This window comes from Streptomyces sp. NC-S4 (assembly GCF_054353315.1).
Map to the genome: position 1 here is coordinate 7625987 of NZ_CM135937.1, position 26789 is coordinate 7652775.

The 26789-nt window shown below is 68.6% G+C and carries 29 protein-coding genes; 14 read left to right on the forward strand and 15 right to left on the reverse strand.

Annotation, left to right across the window (positions count from 1 at the left end; translation table 11 throughout):
* Positions 1-21 precede the first annotated feature (21 nt).
* The 4 genes from ACXNSR_RS34140 to ACXNSR_RS34155 all read left to right on the forward strand — a co-directional run bounded on the left by ACXNSR_RS34140 (position 22) and on the right by ACXNSR_RS34155 (position 3356).
* On the forward strand, positions 22-801 hold the full coding sequence (locus ACXNSR_RS34140) for a heavy metal-responsive transcriptional regulator (RefSeq protein WP_458639192.1): 780 nt from the start codon (positions 22-24) through the stop codon (positions 799-801).
* On the forward strand, positions 798-1109 hold the full coding sequence (locus ACXNSR_RS34145) for a hypothetical protein (protein WP_458639193.1): 312 nt from the start codon (positions 798-800) through the stop codon (positions 1107-1109). Before ACXNSR_RS34140 ends, ACXNSR_RS34145 begins: the two co-directional genes overlap by 4 nt.
* A gap of 87 nt (positions 1110-1196) precedes the next feature.
* A complete protein-coding gene (locus ACXNSR_RS34150) occupies positions 1197-2198 on the forward strand; it encodes an arsenic resistance protein (RefSeq protein WP_458639194.1) in 1002 nt (333 codons plus the stop codon).
* A 183-nt stretch (positions 2199-2381) separates the two neighbouring features.
* Complete coding sequence (locus ACXNSR_RS34155) at positions 2382-3356, forward strand: GlxA family transcriptional regulator (RefSeq protein WP_458639195.1); 975 nt, start codon at positions 2382-2384, stop codon at positions 3354-3356.
* A gap of 168 nt (positions 3357-3524) precedes the next feature.
* Here ACXNSR_RS34155 and ACXNSR_RS34160 read toward each other — a convergent pair whose 3' ends face one another.
* The 4 genes from ACXNSR_RS34160 to ACXNSR_RS34175 all read right to left on the reverse strand — a co-directional run bounded on the left by ACXNSR_RS34160 (position 3525) and on the right by ACXNSR_RS34175 (position 7227).
* Entirely contained in the window at positions 3525-4760 is a 1236-nt protein-coding gene (locus ACXNSR_RS34160; RefSeq protein WP_458643468.1) for a serine hydrolase domain-containing protein, read from the reverse strand.
* 153 nt (positions 4761-4913) lie between these two features.
* A complete protein-coding gene (locus tag ACXNSR_RS34165) occupies positions 4914-5303 on the reverse strand; it encodes a DUF1048 domain-containing protein (protein ID WP_328775412.1) in 390 nt (129 codons plus the stop codon).
* A gap of 2 nt (positions 5304-5305) precedes the next feature.
* The gene (locus ACXNSR_RS34170; protein WP_328775411.1) at positions 5306-5638 is read right to left on the reverse strand and encodes a PadR family transcriptional regulator; all 333 of its coding nucleotides are present in this window, start codon (positions 5636-5638) and stop codon (positions 5306-5308) included.
* Between the two features lie 206 nt (positions 5639-5844).
* Positions 5845-7227: a helix-turn-helix transcriptional regulator gene (locus ACXNSR_RS34175; protein WP_458639196.1), complete on the reverse strand. Its 1383-nt coding sequence runs from the start codon at positions 7225-7227 to the stop codon at positions 5845-5847.
* 268 nt (positions 7228-7495) lie between these two features.
* Between ACXNSR_RS34175 and ACXNSR_RS34180 the strand changes: the two genes are divergently transcribed.
* The 9 genes from ACXNSR_RS34180 to ACXNSR_RS34220 all read left to right on the forward strand — a co-directional run bounded on the left by ACXNSR_RS34180 (position 7496) and on the right by ACXNSR_RS34220 (position 15047).
* Complete coding sequence (locus tag ACXNSR_RS34180; RefSeq protein ID WP_458639197.1) at positions 7496-8278, forward strand: IclR family transcriptional regulator domain-containing protein; 783 nt, start codon at positions 7496-7498, stop codon at positions 8276-8278.
* A gap of 521 nt (positions 8279-8799) precedes the next feature.
* Positions 8800-9108: a hypothetical protein gene (locus ACXNSR_RS34185; protein ID WP_458639198.1), complete on the forward strand. Its 309-nt coding sequence runs from the start codon at positions 8800-8802 to the stop codon at positions 9106-9108.
* 2 nt (positions 9109-9110) lie between these two features.
* Positions 9111-10052, forward strand: coding sequence for a hypothetical protein (locus ACXNSR_RS34190; protein WP_458639199.1), 942 nt, complete (start codon positions 9111-9113; stop codon positions 10050-10052).
* The gene (locus tag ACXNSR_RS34195; protein ID WP_458639200.1) at positions 10052-10768 is read left to right on the forward strand and encodes an ATP-binding protein; all 717 of its coding nucleotides are present in this window, start codon (positions 10052-10054) and stop codon (positions 10766-10768) included. Before ACXNSR_RS34190 ends, ACXNSR_RS34195 begins: the two co-directional genes overlap by 1 nt.
* Positions 10769-10868: 100 nt before the next feature.
* The gene (locus tag ACXNSR_RS34200) at positions 10869-11453 is read left to right on the forward strand and encodes a WhiB family transcriptional regulator (RefSeq protein ID WP_458639201.1); all 585 of its coding nucleotides are present in this window, start codon (positions 10869-10871) and stop codon (positions 11451-11453) included.
* Positions 11450-12367, forward strand: coding sequence for a DUF2637 domain-containing protein (locus ACXNSR_RS34205; protein WP_458639202.1), 918 nt, complete (start codon positions 11450-11452; stop codon positions 12365-12367). The genes ACXNSR_RS34200 and ACXNSR_RS34205 overlap by 4 nt, the downstream gene beginning before the upstream one ends.
* 97 nt (positions 12368-12464) lie before the next feature.
* Complete coding sequence (locus ACXNSR_RS34210) at positions 12465-12692, forward strand: hypothetical protein (protein ID WP_280913888.1); 228 nt, start codon at positions 12465-12467, stop codon at positions 12690-12692.
* The gene (locus tag ACXNSR_RS34215) at positions 12689-13315 is read left to right on the forward strand and encodes a MobC family plasmid mobilization relaxosome protein (RefSeq protein WP_458639203.1); all 627 of its coding nucleotides are present in this window, start codon (positions 12689-12691) and stop codon (positions 13313-13315) included. The genes ACXNSR_RS34210 and ACXNSR_RS34215 overlap by 4 nt, the downstream gene beginning before the upstream one ends.
* A gap of 4 nt (positions 13316-13319) precedes the next feature.
* Complete coding sequence (locus ACXNSR_RS34220) at positions 13320-15047, forward strand: relaxase/mobilization nuclease domain-containing protein (RefSeq protein ID WP_458639204.1); 1728 nt, start codon at positions 13320-13322, stop codon at positions 15045-15047.
* A 3-nt stretch (positions 15048-15050) separates the two neighbouring features.
* On the opposite strand, the gene ACXNSR_RS34225 is transcribed toward ACXNSR_RS34220, so the two are convergent.
* The 5 genes from ACXNSR_RS34225 to ACXNSR_RS34245 form a co-directional block, all read right to left on the reverse strand.
* Positions 15051-16322 (reverse strand): competence protein CoiA family protein, encoded by a 1272-nt coding sequence (locus tag ACXNSR_RS34225; RefSeq protein ID WP_458639205.1) that lies wholly within the window; start codon positions 16320-16322, stop codon positions 15051-15053.
* 204 nt (positions 16323-16526) lie between these two features.
* On the reverse strand, positions 16527-17285 hold the full coding sequence (locus ACXNSR_RS34230; protein WP_458639206.1) for an SPDY domain-containing protein: 759 nt from the start codon (positions 17283-17285) through the stop codon (positions 16527-16529).
* 70 nt (positions 17286-17355) lie between these two features.
* Positions 17356-17838 (reverse strand): hypothetical protein, encoded by a 483-nt coding sequence (locus tag ACXNSR_RS34235; protein ID WP_458639207.1) that lies wholly within the window; start codon positions 17836-17838, stop codon positions 17356-17358.
* Positions 17835-18641: a hypothetical protein gene (locus tag ACXNSR_RS34240; RefSeq protein ID WP_458639208.1), complete on the reverse strand. Its 807-nt coding sequence runs from the start codon at positions 18639-18641 to the stop codon at positions 17835-17837. The genes ACXNSR_RS34235 and ACXNSR_RS34240 overlap by 4 nt, the downstream gene beginning before the upstream one ends.
* 1 nt (position 18642) lies before the next feature.
* On the reverse strand, positions 18643-19230 hold the full coding sequence (locus tag ACXNSR_RS34245; RefSeq protein ID WP_458639209.1) for a DUF4913 domain-containing protein: 588 nt from the start codon (positions 19228-19230) through the stop codon (positions 18643-18645).
* A gap of 1161 nt (positions 19231-20391) precedes the next feature.
* Here ACXNSR_RS34245 and ACXNSR_RS34250 point away from each other — a divergent pair.
* Positions 20392-20784: a hypothetical protein gene (locus ACXNSR_RS34250; RefSeq protein WP_458639210.1), complete on the forward strand. Its 393-nt coding sequence runs from the start codon at positions 20392-20394 to the stop codon at positions 20782-20784.
* 483 nt (positions 20785-21267) lie between these two features.
* Here ACXNSR_RS34250 and ACXNSR_RS34255 read toward each other — a convergent pair whose 3' ends face one another.
* From ACXNSR_RS34255 to ACXNSR_RS34280, 6 genes are all read right to left on the reverse strand, one after another.
* Complete coding sequence (locus ACXNSR_RS34255; RefSeq protein ID WP_458639211.1) at positions 21268-21555, reverse strand: hypothetical protein; 288 nt, start codon at positions 21553-21555, stop codon at positions 21268-21270.
* Positions 21552-21713: a hypothetical protein gene (locus ACXNSR_RS34260; RefSeq protein ID WP_458639212.1), complete on the reverse strand. Its 162-nt coding sequence runs from the start codon at positions 21711-21713 to the stop codon at positions 21552-21554. The genes ACXNSR_RS34255 and ACXNSR_RS34260 overlap by 4 nt, the downstream gene beginning before the upstream one ends.
* Positions 21710-22879 carry a DnaB-like helicase N-terminal domain-containing protein gene (locus ACXNSR_RS34265; RefSeq protein ID WP_458639213.1) on the reverse strand — a complete coding sequence of 390 codons (1170 nt, stop codon included), beginning with the start codon at positions 22877-22879 and terminating at the stop codon, positions 21710-21712. The genes ACXNSR_RS34260 and ACXNSR_RS34265 overlap by 4 nt, the downstream gene beginning before the upstream one ends.
* 2 nt (positions 22880-22881) lie before the next feature.
* Positions 22882-24678 (reverse strand): type IV secretory system conjugative DNA transfer family protein, encoded by a 1797-nt coding sequence (locus ACXNSR_RS34270; protein WP_458639214.1) that lies wholly within the window; start codon positions 24676-24678, stop codon positions 22882-22884.
* Positions 24679-24820: 142 nt separating this feature from the next.
* On the reverse strand, positions 24821-25318 hold the full coding sequence (locus ACXNSR_RS34275) for a hypothetical protein (protein WP_458639215.1): 498 nt from the start codon (positions 25316-25318) through the stop codon (positions 24821-24823).
* A gap of 35 nt (positions 25319-25353) precedes the next feature.
* Positions 25354-25974, reverse strand: coding sequence for a hypothetical protein (locus tag ACXNSR_RS34280; RefSeq protein WP_381590842.1), 621 nt, complete (start codon positions 25972-25974; stop codon positions 25354-25356).
* Between the last annotated feature and the right edge of the window lie 815 nt (positions 25975-26789).

Below are 26789 nucleotides of genomic sequence, written 5' to 3' on the forward strand. Positions count from 1 at the left end.
CGAAGGTTTACCGTCGGAGGCATGAGCACCTACCGGATCTCGCAGCTGGCCGAACGCAGCGGCGTTCCCGCCACCACGCTGCGCTTCTACGAAGACGCCGGGCTCCTCCCAGCCGAGCGGACCCCTTCGGGCTACCGCGTGTACGGGGACGACGCCGTCGAGCGGCTGGGCTTCATCTCCTCGGCCAAGCTGTTGGGCCTGGCCCTGGATGAGATCCGCGAGCTGCTGGAGGTCCGGGAGGAAGGGGTGTGCGCGGAGGTCCGTACGCGGATGGTGCCGCTGGTCGCCAGCCGGATCGCGGAGACCGAGATCCGGATCGCCCAGTTGTCGGCGTTCTCCGCGCGTCTGGCAGCCGTGCACGCAGACCTCTCGGGTCCGGCCCCGGAGGGAGCATGCGGGCCGGACTGCGGCTGCACGACTGGTCCGGCCGCGGCCGGACCGGTGCCGGTGACGCTGTCACCCACTGGGCCCGCCGCGCCGGTATCGGCAGCCGAGTCCTGGCGGGAGGCTCCGGTGGCCTGCGCCCTGGGCGGCTCCGTGCTGGAAGGCCGCACCCAGGAGTGGCGGCAGCTGGTGAAGCAGGCCGCCACTCGTGAAAAGGCCCCTGACGGCCTGCGGCTTACGTTCCCGGCTACCGCGGAGCTGGCCGGGCAGGTCGCGGCCCTGGCGGCGGCCGAGCAGGGGTGCTGCTCGTTCTTCGACTTCACCCTCCACCTGACCCCTACCGCACTGGAGCTGACCGTGCGCGCGCCCGAAGCCGCGGCACCGCTGCTGGCCGACCTGTTCGGAGTCACCACATGAGCCACCCCGCCCCTTCCCCCTCCCGCAGCAACGGCCCATGGGGGACGGTGGGCGCCGGCCTCGCCGCGGTGGCCGCTTGCGCAGGGTGCTGCGCGGGCCCGCTACTGGCCCTGCTCGGCAGCATCGGCGCCGCCTCCGCGCTCGCCTCGTTCTGGATTCCCGCCCTCGCGGTCGTGGCGGCGGCCGCCACCACAGGCGCGTACGTGCTCCACCGCCGACGTCGGGCCACCGCTTGCAAGACGACGCCGGGCCCGGTCGACCTCGGCTTGCCCGCCGTCGGCACCACCCCGCACGACCGAGCACGCTGAGCTGGGCAGAGTCAGCCCGCCGGCCTGTGAGGATGAGGGAAGCGGTCCGTCACCAGAGGCGGGTCGGTACGGGCAGGGAGCAGTCGGGTGTCGCAGGAGCCGTCAGGTCTGGTCGAGCGGATGGAGCACCACCAGATCGCGGTGTACCTCGGCGCGATGGCGGCGGGCGCGCTGGTGGGCTGGGCCGCACCGTCGGCCGGGCCGGGCCTGGAGCAGGCCATCAACCCGGTGCTCGGCGCGCTGCTGTTCGTCACCTTCCTCCAGGTACCGGCCGCCGAACTGCTCCGCTCACTGCGCGACGGACGGTTCTTGTCCGCCACGCTGGTGGTGAACTTCGTGGTGGTACCGCTGGTCGTCGCCGCGATGTTCGCCTTCCTGCCCGCCGACCAGGCGGTGCGGATCGGTGTCCTGCTGGTGCTGCTGTGCCCGTGCGTGGACTACGTGATCGTCTTCTCAGGGCTGGCAGGCGGCTCCAGCCGCCGTCTGCTTGCAGCCACCCCGCTGCTGCTGGTCGTCCAGATGCTTCTGCTGCCCGGGTTCCTGTACCTGTTCATGGGCTCGGAGCTCGCCGACATCGTTGAGGTCGGACCGTTCGTCGAGGCGTTCCTCGTCCTGATCGTCATCCCGCTGGCCCTCGCGTGGACCTTGCAGGCGTGGGCGGCTCGCCGTCCGACCGGGCAGAAACTCTCCGACGCCGCGACGACCACGATGGTCCCGCTGATGACCGCCACCCTGTTCGTGGTGGTCGCCTCCCAGGTCCCCAAGCTCGGGGACAGCCTCACCGACGTCGCGGCGGTCATTCCGTTCTACGCGGCCTTCCTCGTCGTCATGGCGTTTGCCGGCAAGGCCGTCGCCCGCCTGTTCCGGCTGGACGCCTCCGCCGGACGGGCGGTCGTCTTCACCGGCGCGACCCGCAACTCCCTGGTGGTCCTGCCCCTCGCACTCTCCCTGCCCGACACCTTGGCCGTGGCCGCGGTCGTCGTGGTCACCCAGACCCTCGTCGAAGTCCTCGGCATGGTCGCCTACGTCCGCCTCGTCCCCCGCCTCGTCCCTACGGACGAGCGCCCAGCGACCTCAGTCGGCACCTGACCGCGCCTGCGGATGATGGGCTGGCCCCGACACCCGGCGGAGATGCTCTCCGACTATCGGAGCTGACCGCGACCCGGACAGGATGAGAGGGGAGAAATGGGGCTGGTCAGCCGCTCGGCGTCGTCGGGCGCGGCGGGACGTTCTGACATTGCAGGCGTCTTCGCGGGTGGGCATGGTTGAGGTATGAGGCCCCGCACGGTGCTGGTGACGCTCTATGACGGCGTCGAGGCGCTGGATGTCACCGGCCCCGTGGGCGTACTGGCCGGGGCCAACGCATACCTCGCTGCCACCGCGCCGGGGCAGCCCGGGTACCGCATCGCTACGGCTTCCCCGGGCGGCACCGCCGTGGCGTCGCTCAGCGGTGTGACCCTGATGCCTGACGTGGACCTGGCGGAGGCGCAGGCTCCCCACACGCTGCTCGTGCCCGGCGGTGCCGGAGGCGTCCCCGAGCCGGGTGCTGGTCATCCGGACGTCGTTTCGTGGCTGAAGGCGAACGCGCCGAAGGCGGAGCGAGTCGTCTCCGTGTGTACGGGCGCGTTCCTGCTCGCCGAGGCAGGTCTGCTCGCAGGCAGGAGGGTGACGACGCACTGGGACAGCGCCAACGAGCTGGCGCAGAGGTATCCCGGCGTCGCCGTCGAATCGGACTCGATCTTCATCCGGGACGGCTCGGTGTATACCTCCGCGGGCGTCACTGCCGGCATCGACCTCGCTCTTGCCTTGGTAGAGGAGGACATGGGGAGGGACGCGGCCCTGACAGTGGCGCGATACATGGTGGTCTTCCTGCGGAGGTCCGGGGGCCAAGGGCAGTTCAGTACCCAGCTGCAGTCACAGCTCGCGCATCGCCAAGAACTCCGTGAACTCCAGCAGTGGATCGCCGACCACCCGGACGCAGACCTGTCGGTCGACGCCTTGGCCCAGCGCGCGAATCTGTCAGCTCGCCAGTTCACACGGGCGTTCGCCGAGGAAACGGGCGTCACCCCCGGACGCTACGTCGCCAACACCCGGCTGGAGACGGCGAGGCGGCTGCTCGAGGACACCGACGACGATGTCGCGCGCATCGCTGCTCTGAGCGGATACACCACTACCGAGGCGATGCGCCGCGCCTTCCAGCGAGTTCTCGGGCTCTCCCCGTCCCAGTACCGGACTCGCTGTGGCTGAGTCGTTCTGCATGGTCTGACGCGGTCGCGTTCGACGAGGGCCTCGGGGCACCCCAAATGTTGATCACCTGGGGCGCCACCGCCCTCCTGCAATGGCGGCTCGCTCGGACCGGCAGCACCCCGGCCGGCCGAGGAATCCTGCGCCGGCCGACTCGACCGGATAGGCGGGTCAGTCGTCGATTGCCTGGTAGAGGGTGGTCCAGAAGTCCTGCATGGCGCGCGCGGAGTCCGGGGTGGACATCCCGGTCTGGGTGAGCAGGATGCCGACGAGCTGGTTGTCCGGGTCGGCGTAGGTCGTGGTGCCGGCTCCGCCGTCCCAGCCGAACTGGCCGATGGGCGCGTAGTCGCCCCGGTAGGTGCGCACCGTCATCCCGAAGCCCCAGCCGCCGGTCTGCCCCTGGCCGTGTGAGAGATGTACGACGTTGCGGGCCCAGGCCTGCAGGGCGGCTGTCTGCTCGGGGGTGAGGCGGTTGGTGGTCATCAGCTCGACGGCCGGCCGGGACAAGATCCGCTCGGTGCCGTGCATCCCGTGGTTGAGCAGCATCCGGAAGTAGGCGTGGTAGTCGTCGACGGTGGAGTCGAGTCCGCCGCCGCCGGACTGGAACGCCGGGGGCTTGCTGTGGTGTCCCCCCTCGGCCGGGTCCTCCACGGTGAACGCCCCGGTCTGCGGATCGGGGGCGTAAAGGGGAGGCAGCCGGTGAATCTTGTCGGCGGGCACGTGGAAGCCGGTGTCCTTCATGCCCAGCGGGTCGAAGATGCGCTCGCGCAGGAACGCCTCGAACGACTGGCCGGTGACCCTGGCGACCAGCACCCCGAGCACGTCGTCGCTGACGTTGTACAGCCATCGTTCTCCGGGCTGGTACATCGAGGGGAGCGCGCCAAGTCGGCGCATCCACTCGTCCGGCTCCACTGCCGGCAGCATCCATCCGTTCTCGCCGTAGACCTTCTGCTCGAAGTAGGCGCTCATCATCGGGGAGCCCATCGCCGTCATGTCCAGCCCGAGCCCGCAGGTGGAGGTGAGCAGGTCCCGCACGGTGATCGGACGTCGCGCCGGCACGGTGTCGTCCAGCGGGCTGTCGGGCCGCTGGAGTACCCGCCGGTCGGCCAGTTCCGGCAACCACTGGTCTATCGGGTCGTCCAGCCGCAGCCGGCACTCGTCCAGCAGGACCATGGTCGCGGCAGCGGCGACCGGCTTGGTCGTCGAGGCCATCCGGAAGATGGTGTCCCGGCGCATCGGCGCGCCGCCGTCATGGCGCATCGTCCCGATCGCCTCGACATGGGTATCGCCGCCCCGTCCGACCAAGGCGACGAGTCCGGGGATCTTCTTGGACTCGGCATGAGCTTCCAGTACCTCGCGCAGTCGGCGAAGCCCCGCTTCGGACAAGCCGTTCTTGCCTTTTCCCATCATGAATCTCCTTGCACGCAGTGGTCGGTATCGACGATGCCGCCGACAGGCGGCGAGAGGCGGCCGAGAGGGCATGGCTCCGCGGCCGTGCTGTGCAGAAAAAGCGATGAAAGTGGTGCTCGGCCCCGGGCGGGGCGATGTGCCGAGGCCCGATCAGACCGTCTCGTCCTCTGCCCCGGTCTCGTCAGCAGCAGCACGCTCGATGTCGTCGGTGAGCCGCTTTCGTGCGCGGGCCGGGGCGTAGCCGCCCTCCGAGTAGTTCTGGACGAAAGCCTCGACGAACTCCACCGGGTCCTCCCCGACAACCCCACGGATCGGCGTTCCGTCCGCCACGGCCTGCTCGAACAGGTCGGCCAGGTCTTCGAACATCGACGCATTGCTGTCGCCGTCGGTCGGCACGAAGTGCATCAGGTACCGCTCGACCGCCTCGACCGCCGCGCGGTAGTTCTCGGGAAGCTCCTTGACGCGCGCCTTGTACGCCCGCCAGCGCTTCTTGGGCCCGATCACCTTCGAAATGAAGCCGGCCTTCTCGGCATCAGACATGGTTACTCGCCCTCCCCTTCGCGGAGCTGTTCCAGTCGTTCCATGAGGAAGCTCCACGTCCTCCAGAACTCCTCGAGGTACTCGCGTCCCTGAGCGTTGAGGGAGTGCACCTTGCGTGGCGGCCCCTTCTCGGAGGGGACCTTCTCCACGTCGACGAGGCCGCGCTTCTCCATCCTGATGAGCAGCGCGTAGATGGTTCCTTCGGCGATGTCGGAGAACCCCTGCTCCCGCAGCCGTGCCGTGATCTCGTAGCCGTAGGCGGGGCGGCCGGACAGGGACGCGAGGATGATGCCCTCCAGCGTGCCCTTGAGCATCTCCGTCAGCAGCTTGGCCATGGGACACCTCCTCCCTGCGCTAGTCAGCGCTATTGAGTACCGCTATACAGTAACGCTGACTAGTAGTACCTAGCAAGACCGAGTAGGTGAAGCGTGGGTGGGCACCGCAACCGCCCAGTTCAGCAGCATCACTGGCGGGATCGCGCGCCCGCCGCACTGCGTGTGGAGGCCGACGGGCGCCTGAACGTGCGCTGCGTTGCCACCCGTTAAGGACTCTGCCTGTCGCCGGCCACCCGGAAATCTTCGAGGCTCCGGGGTGAGAAGTCCGTACTGAGGTTGTGTGATGGGCCGGCTCCGGTGGGGCTGAGCTGGTTGCCAAGGTCTAGCAAGAGATCGATGGCGGCATGGTGCGGGATGAGGAGTTCGTCTATCTGCTTCGCGGCGGTCGGGCCATCGGGGGCCAGGGTCGAGCGCAGCAGGTTCTGGTACTCCCGCCGAGCTCCCGCAGAGAGCGCCGCAATCGGGATGCGCGCGAGGGCTTCCTGCGTGCTGAGGTTCTCGAAGGCGACCGTGCCGCCCGCCTCGCACGTCGCCCAGATGACATTCCGCCCCGAAGAATCCGCCGTGAGCCGGGTACCCCGGCCGGCAGCCTCACTGAGGGCCGGTAGATCAACGGGGGAGGAGCCAGCCAGCGAGCGTGCCGCCTCGAAGGAGTCGAGTGCCCAGTACGGACGCGGTGGGGATCCCCCGAGCGGCCGTGGAGGGGCGACGTGGCCTCTGCTGACCTCGGCCGCAGAGGGACTCCGGCTGGCGGCTTCGGTCCCAGGGTCTTCGCGGCTGCCGAGCCAGGTGATGGCCACGAACCGGAGGTCCGGGAAGGCGGCGGGGAAGAGCAGCTGGGTGACGACCTCTATGTCCTTGTGGTCGAAACGAGAGATGTTCAGCCGGAACACGTGGCCGTCCCGGTGGCTCACCAACTCCGGCTTGCTGTCCCAGATGCGTCGGCAGTCCTCGTCGGCCAGGACCTCGTTCAGCACCGAGACCAGTTCGGGCGGCCGGTCGTGTTTGACCAGTGCCATTCTCACCATGGCGAGGGAGATCCGTGCGTGCTCCTCCCACTCCACGTACTGCTCCCGGGCATCGGGATCCAGCAACACCCAGCGCATCAGGTTGGCGCGCGGCTTCAAGACCCACGGGAACCACTGCGCCATGGCCCGGTTGTACCCGACGATGTTCCAGGCGGCATCGCTGAGGTACGCGGGCCTGGGCATCTGATGGTCGAGAAGCAGCTGTAGCGGGTGCAGGCCGTCGGTGTATCCCAGCGGCGTGGGAGAGCGGGGCGGGGAGCCACCGTCCGTGTAGAGGTAGAGGGTCTCGCGCTGGTCCTCGTCCAGTATCAGCGCCTCTGCCAACTGGTCGATCTTCGGGCGCCTCAGGCGGGGAGATGCCCCGCGCTCCAGTTCCCCGTACCAGCGCTCGGTCATCCCGGCCCGGGCTGCCACTTCGGCCTGCGACAGCGGCTTGCTGCGCCGCATTTTGGTACCGGCTGCTGCCCGCCACGCTCGCAACAGTCCTGCGAGCCCGATCAGCTCATCCAGTGCAGGCCGCCGGTCGGGACTTTGGTCCCGACTTTGGGTGGGCGTAGGCATGATTCCTCCCTCGCTCCCGGTGGTGCCGTCCTTGCCTCAAGTGACCCTCTCGGTCGTCGGCCCAATGGCGACAAGCCCTGTGGGGTTTCGGAGGGGCCGGTCTGCGGCGTCGAAACCATAGGGACTTTCGTCCCGGAAGTCGCACTTCCGGAAGCAGAGTTCCTTTTGGCTGCTGGGACGCTTGGAAAGACGGCGTAACGCCCGATTGATACCCGCCGGGTCTGCACCTACGCGCCCCGCTCGGCGGATGACGGAATAGGAGGGGGATATGGCGGACACGGCGTGTGATCGCGTATTCCACGTGCAGCGAACCCTGGCGGCTATGGATGGCCCGTCTCACGGGCCGCGTGCGATTGCCAGAGAAGCCGGTCTCAACAAGAGCACGGTGCACCGAATACTCAATTCAGGGCTGGCCTACGACGTGTTCGTGCGGGACGAGGCTGGCAAATACCGCCTCGGTTCCGGCGCCGTGAGACTCGGGATGCGAGCGGCGGCCTATCGGTTCAGTGAGGCGCCCCAGCGCCAAATTCTGGCCCGGCTGCTCCGCGAGGCGAACGGGATGCTCTGCGCGATCGAGTCGCTCACCCCGCTGACCTCGGCGCGACGCAGGACAGAGCAGTACGTCGCCCGAGGCGGGGTGTTGGCGGAGCCAGGGGCAGTCGGCGACGGCTTCATGGCCTCGGCCCGCTCACTGCGTGCCGGTGCTGCAGGCAGGGTCTTGTTGTCCGACCTGCCGGCAACCGTGCAGAGAGCTGTGGCGGCTGAGGCGCTCTCGGCTGCGCTGACGGGACCCGGTTACATCCACGACGCCCGCGAGTTTCTGCGTGCGGTGGGTGACGTGGCTTCGCGTGGCACGGCCGTCTCGTGGGAGGAGGTCCGAGCCGGTTGGTGTGCCGTGGCTGCTCCGATCGGACGGAATGTCGTCATGGGTGCCGTGGTGCTGGCGAAACCGCGCGCGGACATGACTCCCGGTGCGACAGAAGAGGTAGTGCGCACGCGGGAGGCAGCTGCTCGAATCACTGACCTGTTGGGGGAAGCCTCAGCAACGTAGACCGGGAATGTGGTGATCGTGAGAATGTCCCTGAGGGCGGGACAAGAAATTCCTCTGTCGCATTTTCCTGGCCCAAGTGTTTCGCGTACGGGGACATTCTAAACTTCGACGGATCAATTCAGCGAGAGTTATTGACGTCGATCTTTGAGGCTCATTAAAGTCGCCCTCCAGTGCACGGCCGCCTTGGCTGGACGTCGCCGCCTGCCCCTGACCACCACCCCAGCGCCTCGCAGCGGTGTCTTCCTGTGCGGCCTCGCGGGAGCGTATGTCGAGTCGGTGTCGATGGCAGCCAACACCCTCTGAACGCTGGAGTGTTCCGGATGCCATGCATATGTTGCTGCTCCCTCGGGTCACCACCGGGGAATCGCGCCGCTCCGGATGAGAGCGGTGCCCAGGAGTTAGCCGCTCCTGGGCACCGCGCCGACACCCCGGAGGGCGCGGATTCATAACCGGGTGCGGGTCGGCTGGCCTTTTCGACGAGAACGGCCGCCCCGCCCCACCTACGAGTGAGGAATTCTCGCATGCCCGAGTACCGGAGCCCACGGGCACACCGGCTCGCCCGCATCCTCGCGGACATGGCGCCCGGAGCCGCAGTCCTTCGCATCTCCCAGCTCGATCCGACCCAGAGCTGGCCCAGCCCCTTCTGCCGCGCCTACGACAGGCTGGGTCGCGGTATACCCCTCACGCGGGTCCGCGGCCTCACCGCCGCGCGCTGGGTCATCCGAGCCCACCCCGACGTCCCCTGGGATCAGCCGTACGGCCTCGACCTCGACAGCGGGGTCCTGCGCCCCACGACCGAACTGCACGCCACGGTCGAAGGGACGCGCTGACCATGGCTCGCATCAGAACCATCAAGCCGGAGGCCTTCGCCTCCGAGTCCCTCGCCGCGGTCTCCCTCACCGCCGAGCGCACCTTCTTCGGCCTGCTCACCCAGGCCGACGACCACGGACGCTTCCGGGATCAACCCGCAGTCCTCGCCGGGCTGCTGTGGTCCCTGCGCCCTGACCACGGCCCCGTCGGTGTGGAGGATGACCTGGCCCAGCTCGCGGGCCAAGAACTCGTCTGCCGGTACGCGGGTGAGGACGGCAAGCGGTACCTCCACATCATCACTTGGCATCAGCACCAGAAGATCAACCGGCCCAGCGGCATACGCCACCCCGCCTGCGCACAGCACGACAGCGCGGGCGCGGCGGCCGCAGGACCCAGGAGCCCTCACGGAGCAAGCCATGAAGCCTCCATGCCCGCTCACCGAGGACTCACGGAGGGCCCGGAACGGATGCATGAGCCCTCAATCAATCAGAAAACCGCAGCTCGGAGGGCATTCACTGAGTCCTCCATGACGACTCACGAAGCCGTCAGTGAGCCCGCAGTGATGCCTCACGGTCCGGATCTAGGACCTAGGAACGTGGATCTAGGATCTCTACCTTCGGGGAGCGCGAGCGCTCCCGCGCCCGAGTCCGCCTCGGCACAGCAGCTCATCGCCGAGTACGCCTCCGCATGCACGCACCGACCGCCCCGCGACGTACTCGGCCGCCTCGGTCGCGAGACCGCCAAGCTGCTGGCCGAGGGCATCGACCCGGGCCACGTGCGCGACGGCCTGACCAAGCACCGCGCCAAGAGACTTCACCCGAGCACGCTGCCCAGCCTCGTCCACGAGGCGATGAACGCCGCACCCACCGGCTTGGCCCGGACGGGACCGCGGTCCAACCTCCCCTCTCACCGGGGCTGGGCCAATCCGACCGACCCGGCCACCGCCTACGCCGAGGAGCTGTGATGCGCGACCACGACGCCCAGCGCATCGGCGGCCTCGCCCGCCGTCTCACCAGCATCCTCATCTCCCGCGGCCAGAACCCCGATATGGCCCCCGCGACGATCGAGGAACCGCTGCCTGCCCTCCAGGCGGCCGAGGCACGTATCCCCGCCCGCTACCGCAACGCGGTCGCCGATCACCCGGCCATCAGCGCCTGGGTACGGGACATCGCGCAGGCCGGCCGTCCCGGACCCGGAGGAGCCCCGGGCATCGCGCACGGTAGGTCGCTCCTCATCGTCGGCACCACGGGCACGGGCAAGACGCATCAGGCGTACGGGGCGATCCGCTGCCTAGTGTCGGCCGGGGTCCGCCTCCGCTGGAAGGCGACGACAGCCGCCGACCTCTATGCGGACCTGCGACCCCGCCCCGGACACGACGGCGAGCGGGAACTCATGGGCCTCGCCCGCTGCCCCCTCCTGATCATCGACGACCTCGGCGCCGCCAAGAACAGCGAATGGACCGAGGAGATCACGATGCGACTCATCAACCGCCGCTACAACGAGATGCTGCCGACGCTGCTCACGACGAACCTCGGCATGGCCGACCTCCGAGAACACATTGGCGACAGGGTCGCGTCCCGCCTCACCGAGATGACCGACAAGGTCATCCTCGACGGTCCGGATCGCAGACGAGCCCTGGCAGCCCAACGCCGCCGCTTCGACGCGGCCACCGCCATCTGACCTCCCCCCGGGCGAGACACCGCAGCCCACCCCCTCGTACGCACCAACCCCCGGCCTGCACCTGCCTCAGCGCAGGCCGGGGCGATACGGAGACACCCGCATGACCACCCCCGACCCCTACACGCCGCGCACCCTCGGTGACCACACCTGGCAGGACCGTGCAGCCTGCCGCTCAACCCCGCACCACCGAGTCGACCTTGGCCTCTTCTTCCCCGAGCCCGACGAGACCGACCGCATCCACGCGGCGAAGGCCCTGTGCCGTCAGTGCCCCGTCCGCCGCACCTGCCTGGACGCCGCCCTCGAGAACGGCGACCGCGAAGGCATCCGAGGCGGCATGACGGAAGAAGAACGCACCTCGCTGCACAGCACGCTGGCCAACCGGCTGGACTACGCCCGGGTCGAAGCCGCCCTCGCAGGACGCGACATCCACCTCACGGGAGCCGAACGCCAAGCCGTCGCCCGCGCCGCCTACCAAACCGGCACCGACATCGACCGGCTCGCACGCCTCCTCAAGGTCACTCAAGACCACGCCGGGAAGCTCTACCGCCAGACCCGCCGCGAGCTTCGCAACCGAGCCATCGGCACCAGGAAACCCCGGAAGACGACCAGGCCCGTCGACGTCGCGCCGCCGACCGACACCACCGCGCAGGGACCTGGCGACACCGAGCTCGGGAGGGCCGCGTGACGGACCGGGCAGCCGCCGCGCGCATCACCGGCTGGGACCGCGCCGCCATCGTCACCCTCGGCGCTGCCGCCTGCGCGCTCTCGTACGACGCACTCCAGCAGATGGCCACCGCCATCCACGTCCGCGGATTCCTGACCTACCTGTTCCCCCTCGTGATCGACGGCTTCATCGCCTACGGAGTGCGTGCACTGCTCGTCATGAGCACCGCGCCACTCACCGCCCGCACCTACGTCTGGACGCTCTTCGGAAGCGCCACGGCCGCCTCGATCTGGGCCAACGCCCTCCACGCCATCCGCCTCAACCAACAACAGCCCTCCGGCGCCGGACTTCGGCTCGGCGACCTGACCGTCGGCATCCTGTCCACCCTCGCGCCGCTCGCCCTCGCCGGCAGCGTCCACCTGTACATCCTCATCGCCCGCCGGGCAGAGGTGTCCGGTGTCCCCGGTCAGCCGGAGGACGGGGACGGCCGACCTGTCCGAACGACCGTCACCCGCCCAGCGACTGCTGATCGGCTGTCCGGCTCGCCGACTGACCGGACGGGACAGGACAGCCACCTCCCGGTCACCCCTGAGCGGAGAATCGTGCAGCTCACCGGGGCGAACCGAGCCGGTGACCAGAACCCAGCGGGCAGCAGACCCGCTCCAGCCGTTCACCAGCACCCGACGATGCCTCCCGCTTCCCGTCCAGCACGCGGCCTGCGGACAGCTCAGCCGGCGCCCCAGGACACCATCCCGCCGGTCGATGACCTCCTCCCGATCGCCCGCCGCGCGGTGACCGAAGCAGGCAAGGCCACCCGCCAGGTCGTCGCGGACGCCATCCGAGGTCAGGGCCTCCCGCTGGCCAACGACCGTCTGACCGGCCTGATGGACCAACTGCGGACGGAGGCCGTCGGCCAGGACACCCGGCCTCGGTGACCCCGGACGATCCCATGCACCACCCCGGCGCCCAAGCAGGGGCAGCCGCTGGCCCAGAACCCGACCACCACCATCCCCACGCACCACCGGAGACATCATGCGGCGCACCACTCCCGCGACCCGAGCCGAAGTCGACACCTGGCTGACCGTGCTGCTCGGGCATGGCCACCTGCACCGGTTCGAGCACGGCCCCGACGGCGCCTGGACCGTCTGGCGCACCACCACCAGCACGCCCTTCACACTCCACCACCCAGTGCTCGCGATCGACTACGTGGCCCGGACCCTCCTCGACCTCCGCCGCCCCGCATCGGAGCGGCACCGGTGAGTCGTGCCGGCGAACGGGCCGAGCCTCCCACCGGCCCCGAGCAGCACCACTGCCCGGCACCCGGCCGAGCAAGCTGTAGCTTCCGAAACTCCTCCGCAGCCCGTGGCCGCGGAGGAGTTTCGGAAGCGCATGCCCCCGCCCCCTCAGGGGCGGCGGAGGACCGGCACCAGGGGGCGCCGGATCCGATCGCTGCGACCGAGGGCGGACCGCAGCCAGGAGAGGAGAATCCACCCAGCTCCGCCCCGCGCACGCGCCCCCGCCTGCGCCAGCACGAGCAGCGCGACCACGTACGTAGCGTCCGCCTCACCCGTCACGAGCTCGACGACATCCAACGCGCCGCCGAGGCCGTCGGACTGAAGACCGCAGGCTTCCTCGCCGACGCCGCAGTCGCCGTCGCACGAGCCCAGGACGGTCCGAAGACCTGGCTCCTCGACCAGCGTGGCCTCGTCGCCGAGCTCATGAGCGCCAGCACCCAACTCGTCCGAGTCGGCAACAACCTGAACCAGATTGCCCGCGTACTGAACAGCGGCGGCCACGCCGACTACGCCGACGAAGCCGTACGCCGCGTCCTGCGCGCCGCTACCCGGGTCGAAGCTGCCGCAACCCAGATCGCGAAGCGCTGACCGCGTGGTACCCGACATCTCCACCGGCAGCCGGACGTACGGGCTCCTCGCCTACCTCTACGGGCCGGGCCGCCGGGACGAACACACCGACCCCCACCTGGTGGCTTCCTGGCTGCCAGAGCTTGCCCCTGACCCGGGCGGAGACTCCGCCGTCACCCTCAAGCAGCTCACCGACCGGCTGGACCTGCCTGTCCTAGCCCTACCGAAAGACCGGCGGCCGGCTCGCCATGTCTGGCACTGCCCCGTACGAACCGCCCCCGGCGACCGCCACCTGACCGATGCCGAGTGGGCGCAGGTCGCCCGGCGGATCATCCACGCCACCGGCATCGCCGAAGAGGGCGACAGCCAGGCCTGCCGCTGGATCGCCGTACGGCACGCCGAGGACCACATTCACCTCGTCGCCACCCTCGTGCGCGAAGACGGGCGCCGACCGCGCCGGCACCAGGATGGAATCAGGGCTCAGGCCGAGTGCCGCAGGATCGAAGCGGAGTTCGGCCTTCAGGCCCTCAACCCCGGTGACCGCACCGCCGCCCAGCGTCCGACAAGTGCCGAACGATCGAAGGCCGAACGCACCGGACGCTCCGAGCCGAGCCGGGAGACGCTCCGTGAGTCCGTCCGCCAGGCACTGGCCGGAGCGGCGAACGACGAGGAGTTCTTCCGTCGACTCAGGGATGCAGGGCTCCGGGTCGAGAAGCGACTCGCGCCCTCCGGCGACACCCTCGGCTACAAGGTGGCCCTCCCCGGTGACCGCACCCGCGACGGGGAGCCCATCTGGTTCTCCGGCTCGAAACTGGCCCCCGACCTCTCACTCCCGAAGATCCGCCAACGCCTCGCTGCGGGTCCCTTGGACGACGGCCCCAGCGGGGACGACCAGGATCGCCCGCGCCCGGCCCGTACCCGTCGCACTGCCTCCCCACTGGTCGAGCGAGCCGCAGCGACTCTCACGGCAGACGACGACGAAGACGCGGCCGCCCAGCTCGTCGGCGTGGGAGAACTGCTGGACGCCCTCGCCCAGACCTCACCCGTCTCGACACGCGGCGAACTGCATCAGGCAGCCCGTGCCTTCGAACGCGCCACCCGCTCCCACATCCGCGCAGAGCGCTCGGACAACCGCGCCATCCGCTCCGCCGCACGAGGCATCCTCCGTGCCGGCGACGCCCTCGGTCGAGGTGAAGACGGCGGCGCCACCGCGATGCTGCTGTCCACACTCGTCCTCGCCACGATCGCCGCCGTGCACTGGCACTCCGCCCGCGGGCACGCCCAGCAGGCCGCCGCCGCCCGCCAGGCGGCATGGCACCTCCGAGCGGCATACCGTTCGTCCTCCGCGTCCCCGCTTGGCGCGATGCGCGAGCAGGGTCGACGGCTCACTCCATCCGCTCGGCGACGACATGCTGACGCCCTGGGCTCGGCTCTTCCCGACCGTGTCGATCAGCTTCTGACCGATCCTGGTTGGGACGCACTCGCGGCCACGCTCGACGAAGCCGAAAGGGCAGGCTACGAGCCGACAGCACTACTCCAGGGAGTGATCGACCAGCGCGAGTTGGAGTCTGCGGACAACCTCACGGACGTCCTGGTCTGGCGCCTGCGGCGAACAGCGAAGCTCCCCGCAACGTCTGGCTCCGCACCCCACCGTCCGGGAACCAAGGCGGTGAGCGTCCGGCAGGGCGCTGCGGAGCTCACCGATGCAGCAGGCCGTGCTGTTGCCGGGGCGAATCGCCGCCCGCGGCGATGACCCTCACCGGACTTGGGTAGTAGCCCGGCAGCTGGAGCACACGAGTGGACTGGACCGGCCGTAACGGTGGATGGGTTCCGCGCAGAGCATGCACGGTCCGATCTCCCACGGCGGACAGCCGAGCTCGGTTGCAATGACGGCGCGTTCGCGGGCGGACAGGCGCCGCAGTTGCACCGGCCGACTGGGGGAGCGGTACGGGTGGTCGGGGGCTTCGTCGAATGTGTGCAGACCCGTAGCGGAAGACATGTCTCGCCGTGGCCGGGGGTCGCTGAAGTGACGGCCGTCATGGTGGCCGTACCGGCAAGAGCTGTCGAGTTCTTCCTCGGCGAAGGTGACCGGCTCGTCATCCGTCGGCTGCTCCTCCGGTGGGCTGTCGGCTTCGCCCGTGAGGTCGCGCCAGCGTTCCACATCCTTCGCAAGGGCCCAAAGGTAGGAGGTCCGCCTGGGATCATGGCTGTTGCGGACGCGGACGGCCACGTGCTCCCCGTCGGCGCTGGTGACGACGAGTTCATCCAGAGCCGTGGCGCGCTCTCGTGGGACGCACAGGGCGGGGAGGAACCAGCCACTGTGGAACTTGCCGCAGTGCTGACCGGTTTCGGGGCACGGCCGCTCGCTGCTCGGCGTGCACTTCCAGATCTGCAGGTGCCGCACACCACCACGGACGACCATCGCGAGCGGTGAGACGATGCGCTGCCACGGCACGTCGTCGACCCGGGTCCAGGGTGCACGGTCGATGATGGATGATGACGCGTCGCCGGTGACCCAGAGCGGTGCGATGCCGTTCTCCCGCGCTCTTCCGGAGCGTCGCCGTACCGTGCTGGCACTGATGGGGGAGTACTGGGCCTCCCATCCCACCCGAGCCCCGGCGCCGGATACCAGAACGTCGGTGACTACCCGGCCGTCCGCCGACCGCGCCTCCACCTGCACGTCCAGCCCATGGCGCGAAGCGGAGCGGGCTATTCGCTCTTTCATCGCCTTGTGCTTGTCGCTTTCCTCGGGCGTCGCAGCGTGAGTCAGCGGAAGATGCGCGGCCACCCACGCGACTCGGCCACCGCGGCGCTGTCGACGTACGAACATCCAGGGCGTCTTGTCGGCCAGCGCGCACTCGCACTGTCCGCCCTTGTAGTCGGTCAGGCACTGCAGGAGGTCGCGCTCCCGCTCGCCGACGGGTCGCGTGACTTCTTCCAGCAGACCGGGGCGATCGCGGTGCCCCAAGTCTTCGAAGGTCAAATTGATTTCGATGCCGTACTTGGTGTGGAACACCCCGTTGGCCATACAAAAGACGATAAGCACTCACACGGCTGGCTGGAAGAGTGCCTGTCGGACCGTGCCGGAGGCGTCAGGGGCATCCCAGGAAGGCCAATGCGATTCGCTCTTCGCAGCAATCTGGGTGGCCGCCTCAAAATGATCGCGATCCTTGTCAGTTGTTGCGGCGGATGCGCGTCTGCCGTGGGCGAAGCGCCTCTGCCCGCCTGGGCGTCAGCGCTGCCGGCGGGGCGGGGAGGAGTAGGCGGCCTGAGCCGGAGCGGCGGGCGAAGCGCCGTCGGGGGTCCGTGGCACCCTCGTGGACCGGGCAAGGGCTGCCGCGGTTCGCGGTCGCTGCGGGGCGGAGGCGGTGGCGGGTTGGACGGTGACCAGTGGGAGATGAAGCTCCGGGATCGAGTCGGCGGACCGCGAGACCGGCTCGCGGTCCGCGAGCGCCATGGCGGAGGCTGCCACCAGGTGCTGGGGCGTGCTGGTGCTGAAGTACGCCTGCCAGGTCGGCGTGGTGAGGGGATCCAGGCCCCCGGAGAGTCGCCATGTGGAGAGCTCGGGGTCCATCAGTTCGTCGTATTCGTGCAGCCGGCCGATGCGTATCCGATAGGCGGCATGGCCGTCCGGCGAGAGCTGGTAATGGGATCCGGGCTGGCGGTCGGCCGGTTGCCAGTCGCGTTGGGAGAGCAGGGCTGCTGGGCTGCTGGGGGCGAAGTGCTGCCCGCCCTGGAGGCGGTCGCGGAAGGTGTTGCCCAACCCCTCGACGAGTGTGGTGGTGAAGGCGTTGACCACCTCGGCTGGCGTGTCCCGGTCGAACGTGGTGATCCAGTCCGGTACGCCGAGAGCATCCTCGGCGAACGTGATGGTCCAGCCTCCGTAGTGACTCTCCACAGGGTTCGCGATCCGCACTCGCTGACACGGGCTGGTGTAGTACGCGTCGGTTCCGAAGGCGATGACCTTGGACCAGCCTGCGGCCCTGTCCATAGGTTCGGAGACGGTCCGGCTGGATCCGCTCCCGGCCAGGGCCACGGGAGCGACGAGGACCTCCTCGGTATTACGGGGTCCTGCGTCCGGGCCGGGCTGCGGAGCGGACGGGGGAAGAGGCAAAGGCGGGAACCTCCTGGAGTGACGGCTCTCGTACGGACATGGGGTGCATGGATCGGGCGCGGGCCGCCTGCGCTCGCGGGTTGACGCGGTCGGGGGTCTCGATCGGTGCCGTGTGGTGGAGGCGTCGCGCGGCGGTGCGGTAGACGGCGTTGTCCTGGCGTTCGCCGACCGCGAGCAGGTATATCTCCCGCCGGTGTTGGGACGAGGGCGGCGCGTCGCGGAATTGGATGACCAGTCGCCAGCGCGTCTCTGGATCCACGTAGACCTTGTGACAGCCGGCGAGCTCGCGCTGCATGGCTGCCCCGCGTTCGTTGCCGTGGACGAGGTGCTGCAGTTCCAGCAGGGCCAGATCCCGAATCTGGTCTGGCACCCGGCGCAGGTCGGCCAGGGCGTCAGGATGAGCGGCGAACGCGAAGCGGGCCGTCTTCATCGCGAGCCCCTGCGGGTGGCGGATGCAGGTGTCCTTCCGACTCGATCACCGGTCTTGGTGGCATCCGAGGGTGCGGAGGGTGCTGCGTTGGCGCACGTAGTCCGGGCCCGAGCTGCGTCAGCACGCCGCCCCTGGACCGGCGCTGGTGCAGGCGGCAGCGGTAGGTCGACAGCGGCAATCCAGAGGTCCGCAGCCTCGATACTGCTGAATGCTCCTTCCCGCACGGTGTAGGTCTCGAAGTCCAGGGTGACCTCTTCCAGGAACACCCTGTACGGGTGGGTAGCGGAGAGAGGGTGGCGATCGTGGACGAGGGTCGAAGTCCGGGCCCCGGCGTCGGAGCTGCTCTGGTGATCGGTGTAGTGGTCCAGAACCAGGTACCGCTGCCCGACATTGGTCCGAAGGAGTCCTTCGAGCCGGGAGGTCAGGGCGTCTGCCGGCTGGGGCCCGCGGTGGGTGAATGCTCGGATGGCATCCAGCGGACAGCCCTTCTCGATCAGCCAGTTCTGTGCCAAAGGCACGAGAGGGTGGTGCGCGTGATCGAAGTCGAAGACGCGCCGCTCGAGGTCCCTGGTGACGTGCACGGCGACGTAGGCCGGGGCGCCCGGGTGGCCGTAGATCGCTGCGGCGTCGTAGAGGACCAAGTAGGTGTCCCTGCCGTTGGCGCTGTGGTGCGCAGCAACGACGGCAAGGTCCTCCGCTGCTGAGGCGACGAGCTCGTAGGAGTCCTCGGTCACAGCGTTGGCCGGTCCGAAGCCGGTGATCCGGTAGTCCGGCGGGCCTGCAGGTTTGTCGGTGGATCCCATCTCAGACCACCGCTTCGGGCGCAGAGAGGAGCCGGTGCGCGGGCCGTGTGGGGCTGGTGGTGCAAGCGCCGAAAGGACCGTCAGGGGAACGGAGTTGCTGCCAGGCGGGATCAAGGTGGTCCCGGTGCCATGTGGAGGGTCCGGCGGGGCCGGCCTCGGCATCGGTGAGCTGCTGCCATGCCAGCCACAGGCCGTGGAGGCGGGCGACTGCCTCGGGGTGTTCGGACCACTGTCCGCACCAGGGACGACTGGTGGTGATCTCCCGGCCGTATACCGGCAGCAGAAGGTGGTGGACCCAGTCCGTCAGGGCAGCCAACTCGTCCGCGTACGCAGTGCCGTCCAGTGCCAAGATGAAGAAGGAGGACGAAGCGTCCGAAGGAGGGTGGGGTGCGTCTCCTGAGCCGGACAGCACCGGCCGCACCGTCGAGGCCAGGTCGGAGTCCTCGATCAGTTCCGCCGGTTCTTCCAGGCGCGCGATCTTCTCGTCGTGCTTTCGGCTGTCAGTGACCAGCCGTGTAACCGTGGCGACGAGATCGTCCAGGTCGTGGTCCGAGACACGTACCGGCCCGGCGTGGTCATGTTCGGGCATGGCGAGCCCCTTGGCGGAGTCGAATAAATGGCATGTCGAGGGTCCGTGGAATCGGCGATTTGGCTCGGCCGGAGATCCGGAGTACAGCCGCGCCACTTCACTTCGCCCGCCTATGTGGGCAGCCCTGTACCGGAGGGCGAGTCCCGCGAGAGCGGCCACGGCTGGCTGCACCATCACCGGGGGCGTCTGGCACTCGTACTACGACGGCCTCGTCACCGGCTCCGTCGGAATCGATATCGACCACACAGTGCCCCTCGTGGAACTCCATGATTCCAAGTAGGCGGAGTCGGGCTGGACGTATCACTCCGTGGTTGCCGCGCGTGGCTCTGTGCACCAAAGATGCGGTGGCATCGCTCGTCCAGGTGACAGTGTCGGGTTCTGGACCTAGGGGGTCGGGCATGATGCCACGATGTTGTACGTCCTGGAGCCGCTGAGGAACAACTCCGAGACCTGGAGTAGAACGCGATGCCGCGTGGGTTGAGAAGTCAGGGAGGCGGTTGACGGCAAAGCTGATGGCAGGTGGCCAAGAAAACGTCAGTGCCTGCGCCTGGTGTGGGACGGTCTATTTCTTGCAGGTGATACTGGGAAACGACAGTAGGGGAGTCATCATCCATGGAAATTCTGGGGAACTGCGATGAACACATCGCGCCCTAGTCTTCCCGCCGCATTGAAGCGCGATCTGCGACTAGAAGTGGGCGGAGTCTGTCCTTTCACTCACTGTCGCATGCCAGCTCAAGAGGACTGTCACATCTGGGATCGCTCTAAGGGGGGACCTGATGTTTTCGGGAACCTGCTTCGAGCGTGTGCGGCGCATCACCATCAACACACGGCTGGACTCATCCACGACCATGATCTGCGCGTACTCAAGGCTCGTCTGGCCTGGAAGAACGACAGGTATACGCACGCAGAATATCTCTGGCTACAGGTTTTCGCACAGCTGGGATCGACACATTTCAAGCACCCCACACTGGAGCGTTCCTGCCTTCGGTTCCTGGAAGCTGACGGCTATATCGAGCTAGCCGATACATCGAATACCACTGGTGCTGTGGGATCTATGGACGTATGGAGATTGGTCGAGATCGGTCAGTGGTTTGCCAGGGCTTGGCAGGAATCTGGGGCCCTCCCGATTGAAATCAGGCGTCGGTAAGAGCGGAGGGGTGGGTGGATATGCCACTGGGAGAAGATGATCTGCGCCTGTTTACTGCTGTTGCCGAAATTTCAGTATTGCGGGCACTTGAATTAGCGGGTGACCGGATCATTCGAAGGGTGGAGCGATCTTCGAGAGGGCCGCTGAAAGAATTTAAGCCAATTTTGGTGCATGTCCATCGGCCCGTCCAAGAACTCGACCTGGCTACGATCCTTCCCGATGAGGCTTGGGCCATCCCTGCAGCTCTAGGACTCGCGGATGAGTTCATCGAGGCCCTCGACGGACATACTCGTATCCTCCTCGCGGCTGGACTTGAGTTCCGTCGAGAGGATCTTGTTCTCACACTTTCTCGGCTTCCGCTCGAAAATTTTCCACTTCCCTGGGGTTCGCCAGGTGGTGAGCTGTAGCGGGCACTGGGGGTCTGCCCGCAGCTGCGGCGGTAGGCGCCAATAGCACCCAGATTGCACAACCAGGTGTTGCTGCCGGCGACTGATTGACCGACGAAGCCTCGGCGGGATCGCGGGTTCGAATAGCGCGCCCCGCCAGCTGGTGGCTAAGGCTGGACCACCGAGTGGCGCTGCACGGACGGACGACAAGTGCCGGGCGAGGATGCGCGAAGCGCCGGGATCGATGTCGGCGTGCCACGAGACAGTCCTGCCCAGAGCTGCTGCGCACCCAGGTCGAGACCGCCGTAGCCCGACACAGGCTCCCGATCAGAGGCCCGCTGCTCGGCCCCATCTGGTCATCGGCCATGACAGGGAGCGGGCGTGTACGCGAGCCGTGCGGGTGTCGTCGAGCGGGGTGCCGGGGCGGTAGGAGTGGTCGCGTCCGTGATGCGGGCAGACCGGTTGAGCGCGACCACGGGGCGTGGCGTGGTGGGGCCGATCCGGTCAGCGGTGCTGGGCAGCGCCGCCGAGCTCCGCACGTACGGTCTTCAGACGATCCTGCACCACTAGGAACGCCGCTTCCCGACCCTCCTCGAGCTCCGGAGCGCCGGGCAGGACGTGGGCGAAGCGTCGGAGGAAGCCGAGCTGCTCGGCCGAGGCGGTCAGACCCTCCATCGCCCGTCCGGCGGGTACGAGCGCCGAGGTATAGGCCAAGATCACCGGTCCCGGGTCGGGCTCCGCCGTATCGGTGGCAACGCGGAAGAGGACTTCGTCAGATACGTCCGCGATCAACGCAGAAAGATGCTGAAGCGGTCGGCTGCGACGAAGAGATCGGGTATCTCCTGTCGGCTCGAGGGCACTTTGACGATGTCCCGCAACTCCTCGAAGGCGCGGGCGGTGGCGTTGAGCGCAAACGTCTCGTCGGGCGGGTGGACTGCTCGTTCGGTCATGAGGGACTCCGTCGTGGGGCAGGGCGGAAGGAGATGGGACGTGGAGTGGAGGCTGGTGCTGGGGGCGAGCCCGGACGACGGGCGCTGCTGCGGATGCGCGCGGCGTCAGCTCGCGCTTCACGTGCCGGTGCCGCCCTGGCAGGCGCAGGCGGGGAGGCCAGCACGTCACCGGTGGCTGTGCGCAAGCGGTCGCGGACGGCGCTCAGAGGCCCGAGCGCATGCAGGGCGTGGCCGATCAGCCTCCCCGGAGCGAGGGATTCGTCGTCGGCCAGGGCATGTACCCGACGAGCGGTGTCGGCGGCGGTACGGACGAGGGCTGCGCGCACCACGCGCTCGCCGTAGTGCTCGGCAGCCCCGCCGAGCGATGAGCTGTCGCAGATCCGCAGCACTCGATCCGTATCCAGCGTCTGGTCGGCGAGCGCGCCGCGACGCTGGATCTCCCACAGCACGGTCAGCTGGTCGACGGGCTCACCCCGATGGTGCAGAGCTCCCAACGCTCGGTAGACCTGCTGATGGCCGGCGTCGGCGAAGTCCCCGGGATGCAGCCAGCTCACCACCTGGCCCAGCTGCTCGGGGCGGGCACTGAGGCTGCCGAGCAGGTACTCCTCTTCAGCCAGCAGTTGTTCGTCCGGTTCGGCCGGCACGGATGAGGGTGGCAGCGGGTGAGGAACCGGCTGTACGTCGGTACCCCACCGGCCGCCGAGGTCGCTGAGGGCCATCGCGAGCGCCTCGGCCTGGCGGACCGAATCCTCCGATGTTCCTCGCGGAGCATCGGCGCGAGCGGCCTGATGGAGCTGGGTCGCATGCTGCGCGACGGAGCGGCGGATCGCTCCCTCCAGCACCATCCGCCCGTAGACCACGGCATGACCTGGGCGGGGACAGGAGGACACGACCTGGTGGGCGTACGACGCGGTGACGCCCCGGGTCTGAGTGCCGGCCTCGACGACGGTGTCGGCCAGCCACGACAGGGGGACCGGCTCCTCCGCCCCGAGCGAGGCGGCGGGATGACCGTCGTCCCTCAGCTTGAGGGCCGCGGCGTACAGGGCCTGGTGGATCGGACGGTAGAAGTGGGCCGGCTGAAGCCAGGGCGCGAGTCCACCGAGCTGGTGTGGCTCCAGGAGCACCGCACCCAGGGTGGCTTGCTCCGCGTGCAGCAGCGGTGTCATACCTACGCCGCCTTGCCGAACTCGTCCTGGTCGACGGCCTTGCCGACGGCCCGCTCGGTGATGGCCGCGGTGGCCTTCGCCGATGCGGTGGCGAGCCGGTCGGCGTCCGTCTCCCGGTACCAAGGCTTCAGGCTGAGGAGAGCCGGCCGGATGCCGGTCGCGAGGAGGAGCGCGGACCCCTTGGGCAGGGCGCGGATCGCATCCGCAGGCAGCACCCGTTCCTGCCGCATGGACACCGAAGTCGACCTGCCGGACTCGCTGGTGGACACCGAGACGGTGCGCACGTCGTGGTCGCCCACGAGCCGCGAGAGCTTGTCGGCGAAGTCGGCGTCGTCGATGCCCGATCCGATGAGTTTGATCGTCGAAGCGCTCCAGAGAGCGTCCATCCCGGCGTCGCCCCAGACGCGCTGGCCCTGCCGGTAGCTCTGAAGGATCGTGATCGGGATGACCCCGCGGGACCCCAAGTGGGAGTACAGGTCGGGAAGGTCTTTGATCTTGCATACGTTCGCGGCCTCGTCGAGGATCGCAAGCAGGGGAGGGTCGAGCCGGCCGCCGTCGCGTTCGGCCTGGATCACCGCGGCGCGCATTACCGCGTCGGCCGCGGCCGCGATGATCGCGGAGGCGGACCCGCCTCCGTCCTTCGACAGCAGGAACAAGGTGTCCTTGCTGGTGGCGAACGTCTCCGGCCGGAACTCCCGCACCTCGACAGCATCCTGGGGAGGGGTGACCCAGGAAGCGATACCCGGGTCGAGCAGGCAGCTCGCGTACTGCCTCGCCGTCTCGAAGATGCCGTCGCGCGTCTCGACGGCGCCCGCAACCGTGCCGTGGAGCTGGGCGGCCACGGCTTCCAGCCCCGCATCGTGCAGCAGGTCGACGGGAGTGCGGTCAGCGGGAGAGGCGAGCCAGCCGAGTACGTCGGTGATCGGGCGGCCGTCGTTGGCCGCAGCGAGGAAGAGCGCGGTGAGGGTGTTGGCGGCGGCCGTGGACCAGAAGTCGCCTGCGCTCGATTCGTCGACGCAGGCGGTCACGAAGTGTCCCGCCAGACGGCGGGCGCCGGCCAGGTCACGGGCGTCGGCCAGGATGTCCCACCACATGGTTCGATCTGCGTGGGCGATCTGCTGAGGGTCGAGTGTCCAGACCCTCCCGACGCTGGCGCGGGCGCCGAAGGTGGCAGTGAAGGCGTCGTTGGCCGCTTTGTTGGAGGTCAGCAGAATCGGCCCGGGCGCGCGGAGGATCGCGGGTATCGCGAGGCCCGAGGTCTTGCCGGAACGCGGCGCCATGATGGCGAGCAGGACGTCCTCCCACGAGGAGTGGATCTCCCTGCGACCGGGCTGCAGCGTACCGAGCAGCACCCCGCGATCGTTCGGGGCCACGTCCTTGGGCTTGCTGCCCGAGAGGCTGGGACGCAGGCTGATGGACTTCGCCGCGCCCTCCTTCGGCAGGAGGGACGCGAGCTCACGCTGTCCGGCCAACCCCCTCGGATTGCCACGGAGGCGGAGCCAGATACCTCCGCCCACCAGCGCGGCCGACAGGACGGTCAGCGAGGGCAGGACGTAGCAGGCGATGACGAGAGCCACCCGGGGGAGACCCGGCCAGGCCTCGGACGAGTGGAGCAAGACCGTCATCGGTTTGTACGCGCTCCAGGGCCCGGAGGACCCGATCAGCGAGTAGGCAAGGTTGCCGAACAACCAGGCCAGGGATCCGGCACCGATTCCGAGCCCGACAGCTGCGAGGAGGACGCAGAGGAGGAAGTCGGTGCCGGTGGTGGACGTGGGCGTACTGGTACGAGGTGAGGGCAAGTCACAGTCCGGTCAGGGGAAGTGAGGGTGGGCGAGACGGCCGAGACGGCGAAGGATCTGCGGTTCACAGAAGGACTCCTGGATTTCTGCGGGGTGGCCGGTCGAGCACCTGACCTGTGCACGTGCGGTTCCGGAGTGCGGCTCAGAAGAACGGGTTCTCGGTGGGCCGGTCGTCCGAGGTGGCGGCTTCGACGAGCTCGGGAAGGTCCTCCGGGTCGGCATCCCGCCGGTCGATCCACCAGCCGGCGCGGGTGAGTGGCCGCAGAGAGCCCTCGAACCCCTCCCACTCGGCGTCGCTCATCTCGCCTTCCACGACCAGGGCCGTGTAGGCGGCCGTCACCAGCTGGTGACGGCACCTCGACCCCCAGGCGAGAGCACGTCCGACGCCCTCAAGCGGCGGCATCCGATACCGCTCGGCCCACTCGTCTGCGCGGGCCTGTTCGGCGGAACGCTCCTGCTCCAGCCAATCCGATTGCGACGTGGCGTCCTGGCTACGGCAGGACTGCCAGCAGTCCGTGCAATCACGACGGGCAAGCCAACGTGCGTAGCCGGCACGGCGATCGGCCGGACGATCGGAGAAATCGGCCTGCGTGGTGTGCCCGCAGTCGTGCTCGATCGACCACAAGGTCTTGACGGCCATGGAAGTGCATTTCTCTCGGGGACGAGGGGGACTGGTCAACGGGAACGGTTGGGCCTGACCGGAGGGGAGTCAGGGCGTGGGGCGGCAATGGGTGCGGTCGGTGCCGAGGCCGGGCGACGAACGGAGGAGGCCGTGGCTGCCTGCGCTTGTGCAGCACGGCTCGCCGGCCTGACTGACGTGTTCACCTCGGCGGAGAGCGATCGGAGATCGTCAGCGAGGTCCTCCCCACTGGACGTGCCCATCCGGTCGCACCAGGCGGCCGCCGTGTCGATGAACGCCCCGAGATCGGTGACCGAGCCGCCGTGCTTGTCGCGGATCTGCTCCAGGACTTCGCCGACACCGCTTGCATGCCGTGGGCGAGGGCCGTCGGACATCGGAGCCTCATGGGTGTCAACCTGAACGGCCGTGAGCCGGGGATCGGCCATCACGGTCAGGTGAGCCTCCTGAAAGCGGCGGCTTGCGCTAGCCGCCGCACGTACCGCGGCCGCGTGCGGTGTGCCCGACGGCAGCAAGTAGAGGTCCCTGCCCGCGTTGTGGCTGAAGCCGTGTTGACGCAGGACCCCATCGATGTACGGACGCGCGTCAGCGACGGCCGCCGCAACACCGAGGTCGGGGTGCCAACTGAACGCGACGTCTGGCTCATTGGGGAGGGCCACTGGCTGGGGCTCCTTGCTCGTACCGATCTCGGTGCGGAGTTGGCATCAGCGGAGCCGTTACAGGCCCGCAAGGCCGTGGAGCGCAAGGGTCAATCCGGAGACCGGGCTTGGCCGAGCCGTGGATCAGGTGTATGCGGTCGCGACACGAGGTTCGGCGCCCGTGCTCGGGCAGGACGAGGGTGGTTTGTCCGCGCGGATTTGGACGGTGTTGGCCGTGCCTTGCCATTCGACCGATCGGCGGACATGAGCCACCGCAGGCGTGGGACAATCCGCGCGTGAGTTCCATTTCGCCTCGGACGGCGCCGCCCCAGCCCTGCTCAGAGCCAAGCTGTCCGCAGCCGGCCGCGTTCCGGACGCGCTCACGCGCTGCCTGGTGTGATGCCCACATCACCGCGATTCTTCGCAGGGGCGATCTCGAACCGCTGGAACCCTTCGTCAAGCCGACGGCCTGGCGCTTGACCCGGTGCCTGGTGTGTGGCTGCGAAGCGCATTACAGACTCGAGTACACCGTCGAGAAGAACGCGAGCGGGGAAGCCACATGCCGGGCGTGCTACTGGAAACGGTGGGCACAGGGCTCCCGTGACCTCAAGGGCGCATACGCGAACTTGGCTCCCGTCACATTCGCCGAAGCACGAGAGCACGCCGAGAAGAATGGCTACGACTACATCGGACCTTTGACCGATCCGTCGCTCGAGGACGACCCGCACCACGTTCGCTGCCGCTTTTGCGGGCGCTTGAGCGCAGACCGGATGGGGGACATTGCGTTCGGGTGCCGGTGCCAGACCAACCCCCGTCGTGACCAGCAGACTTCCCGT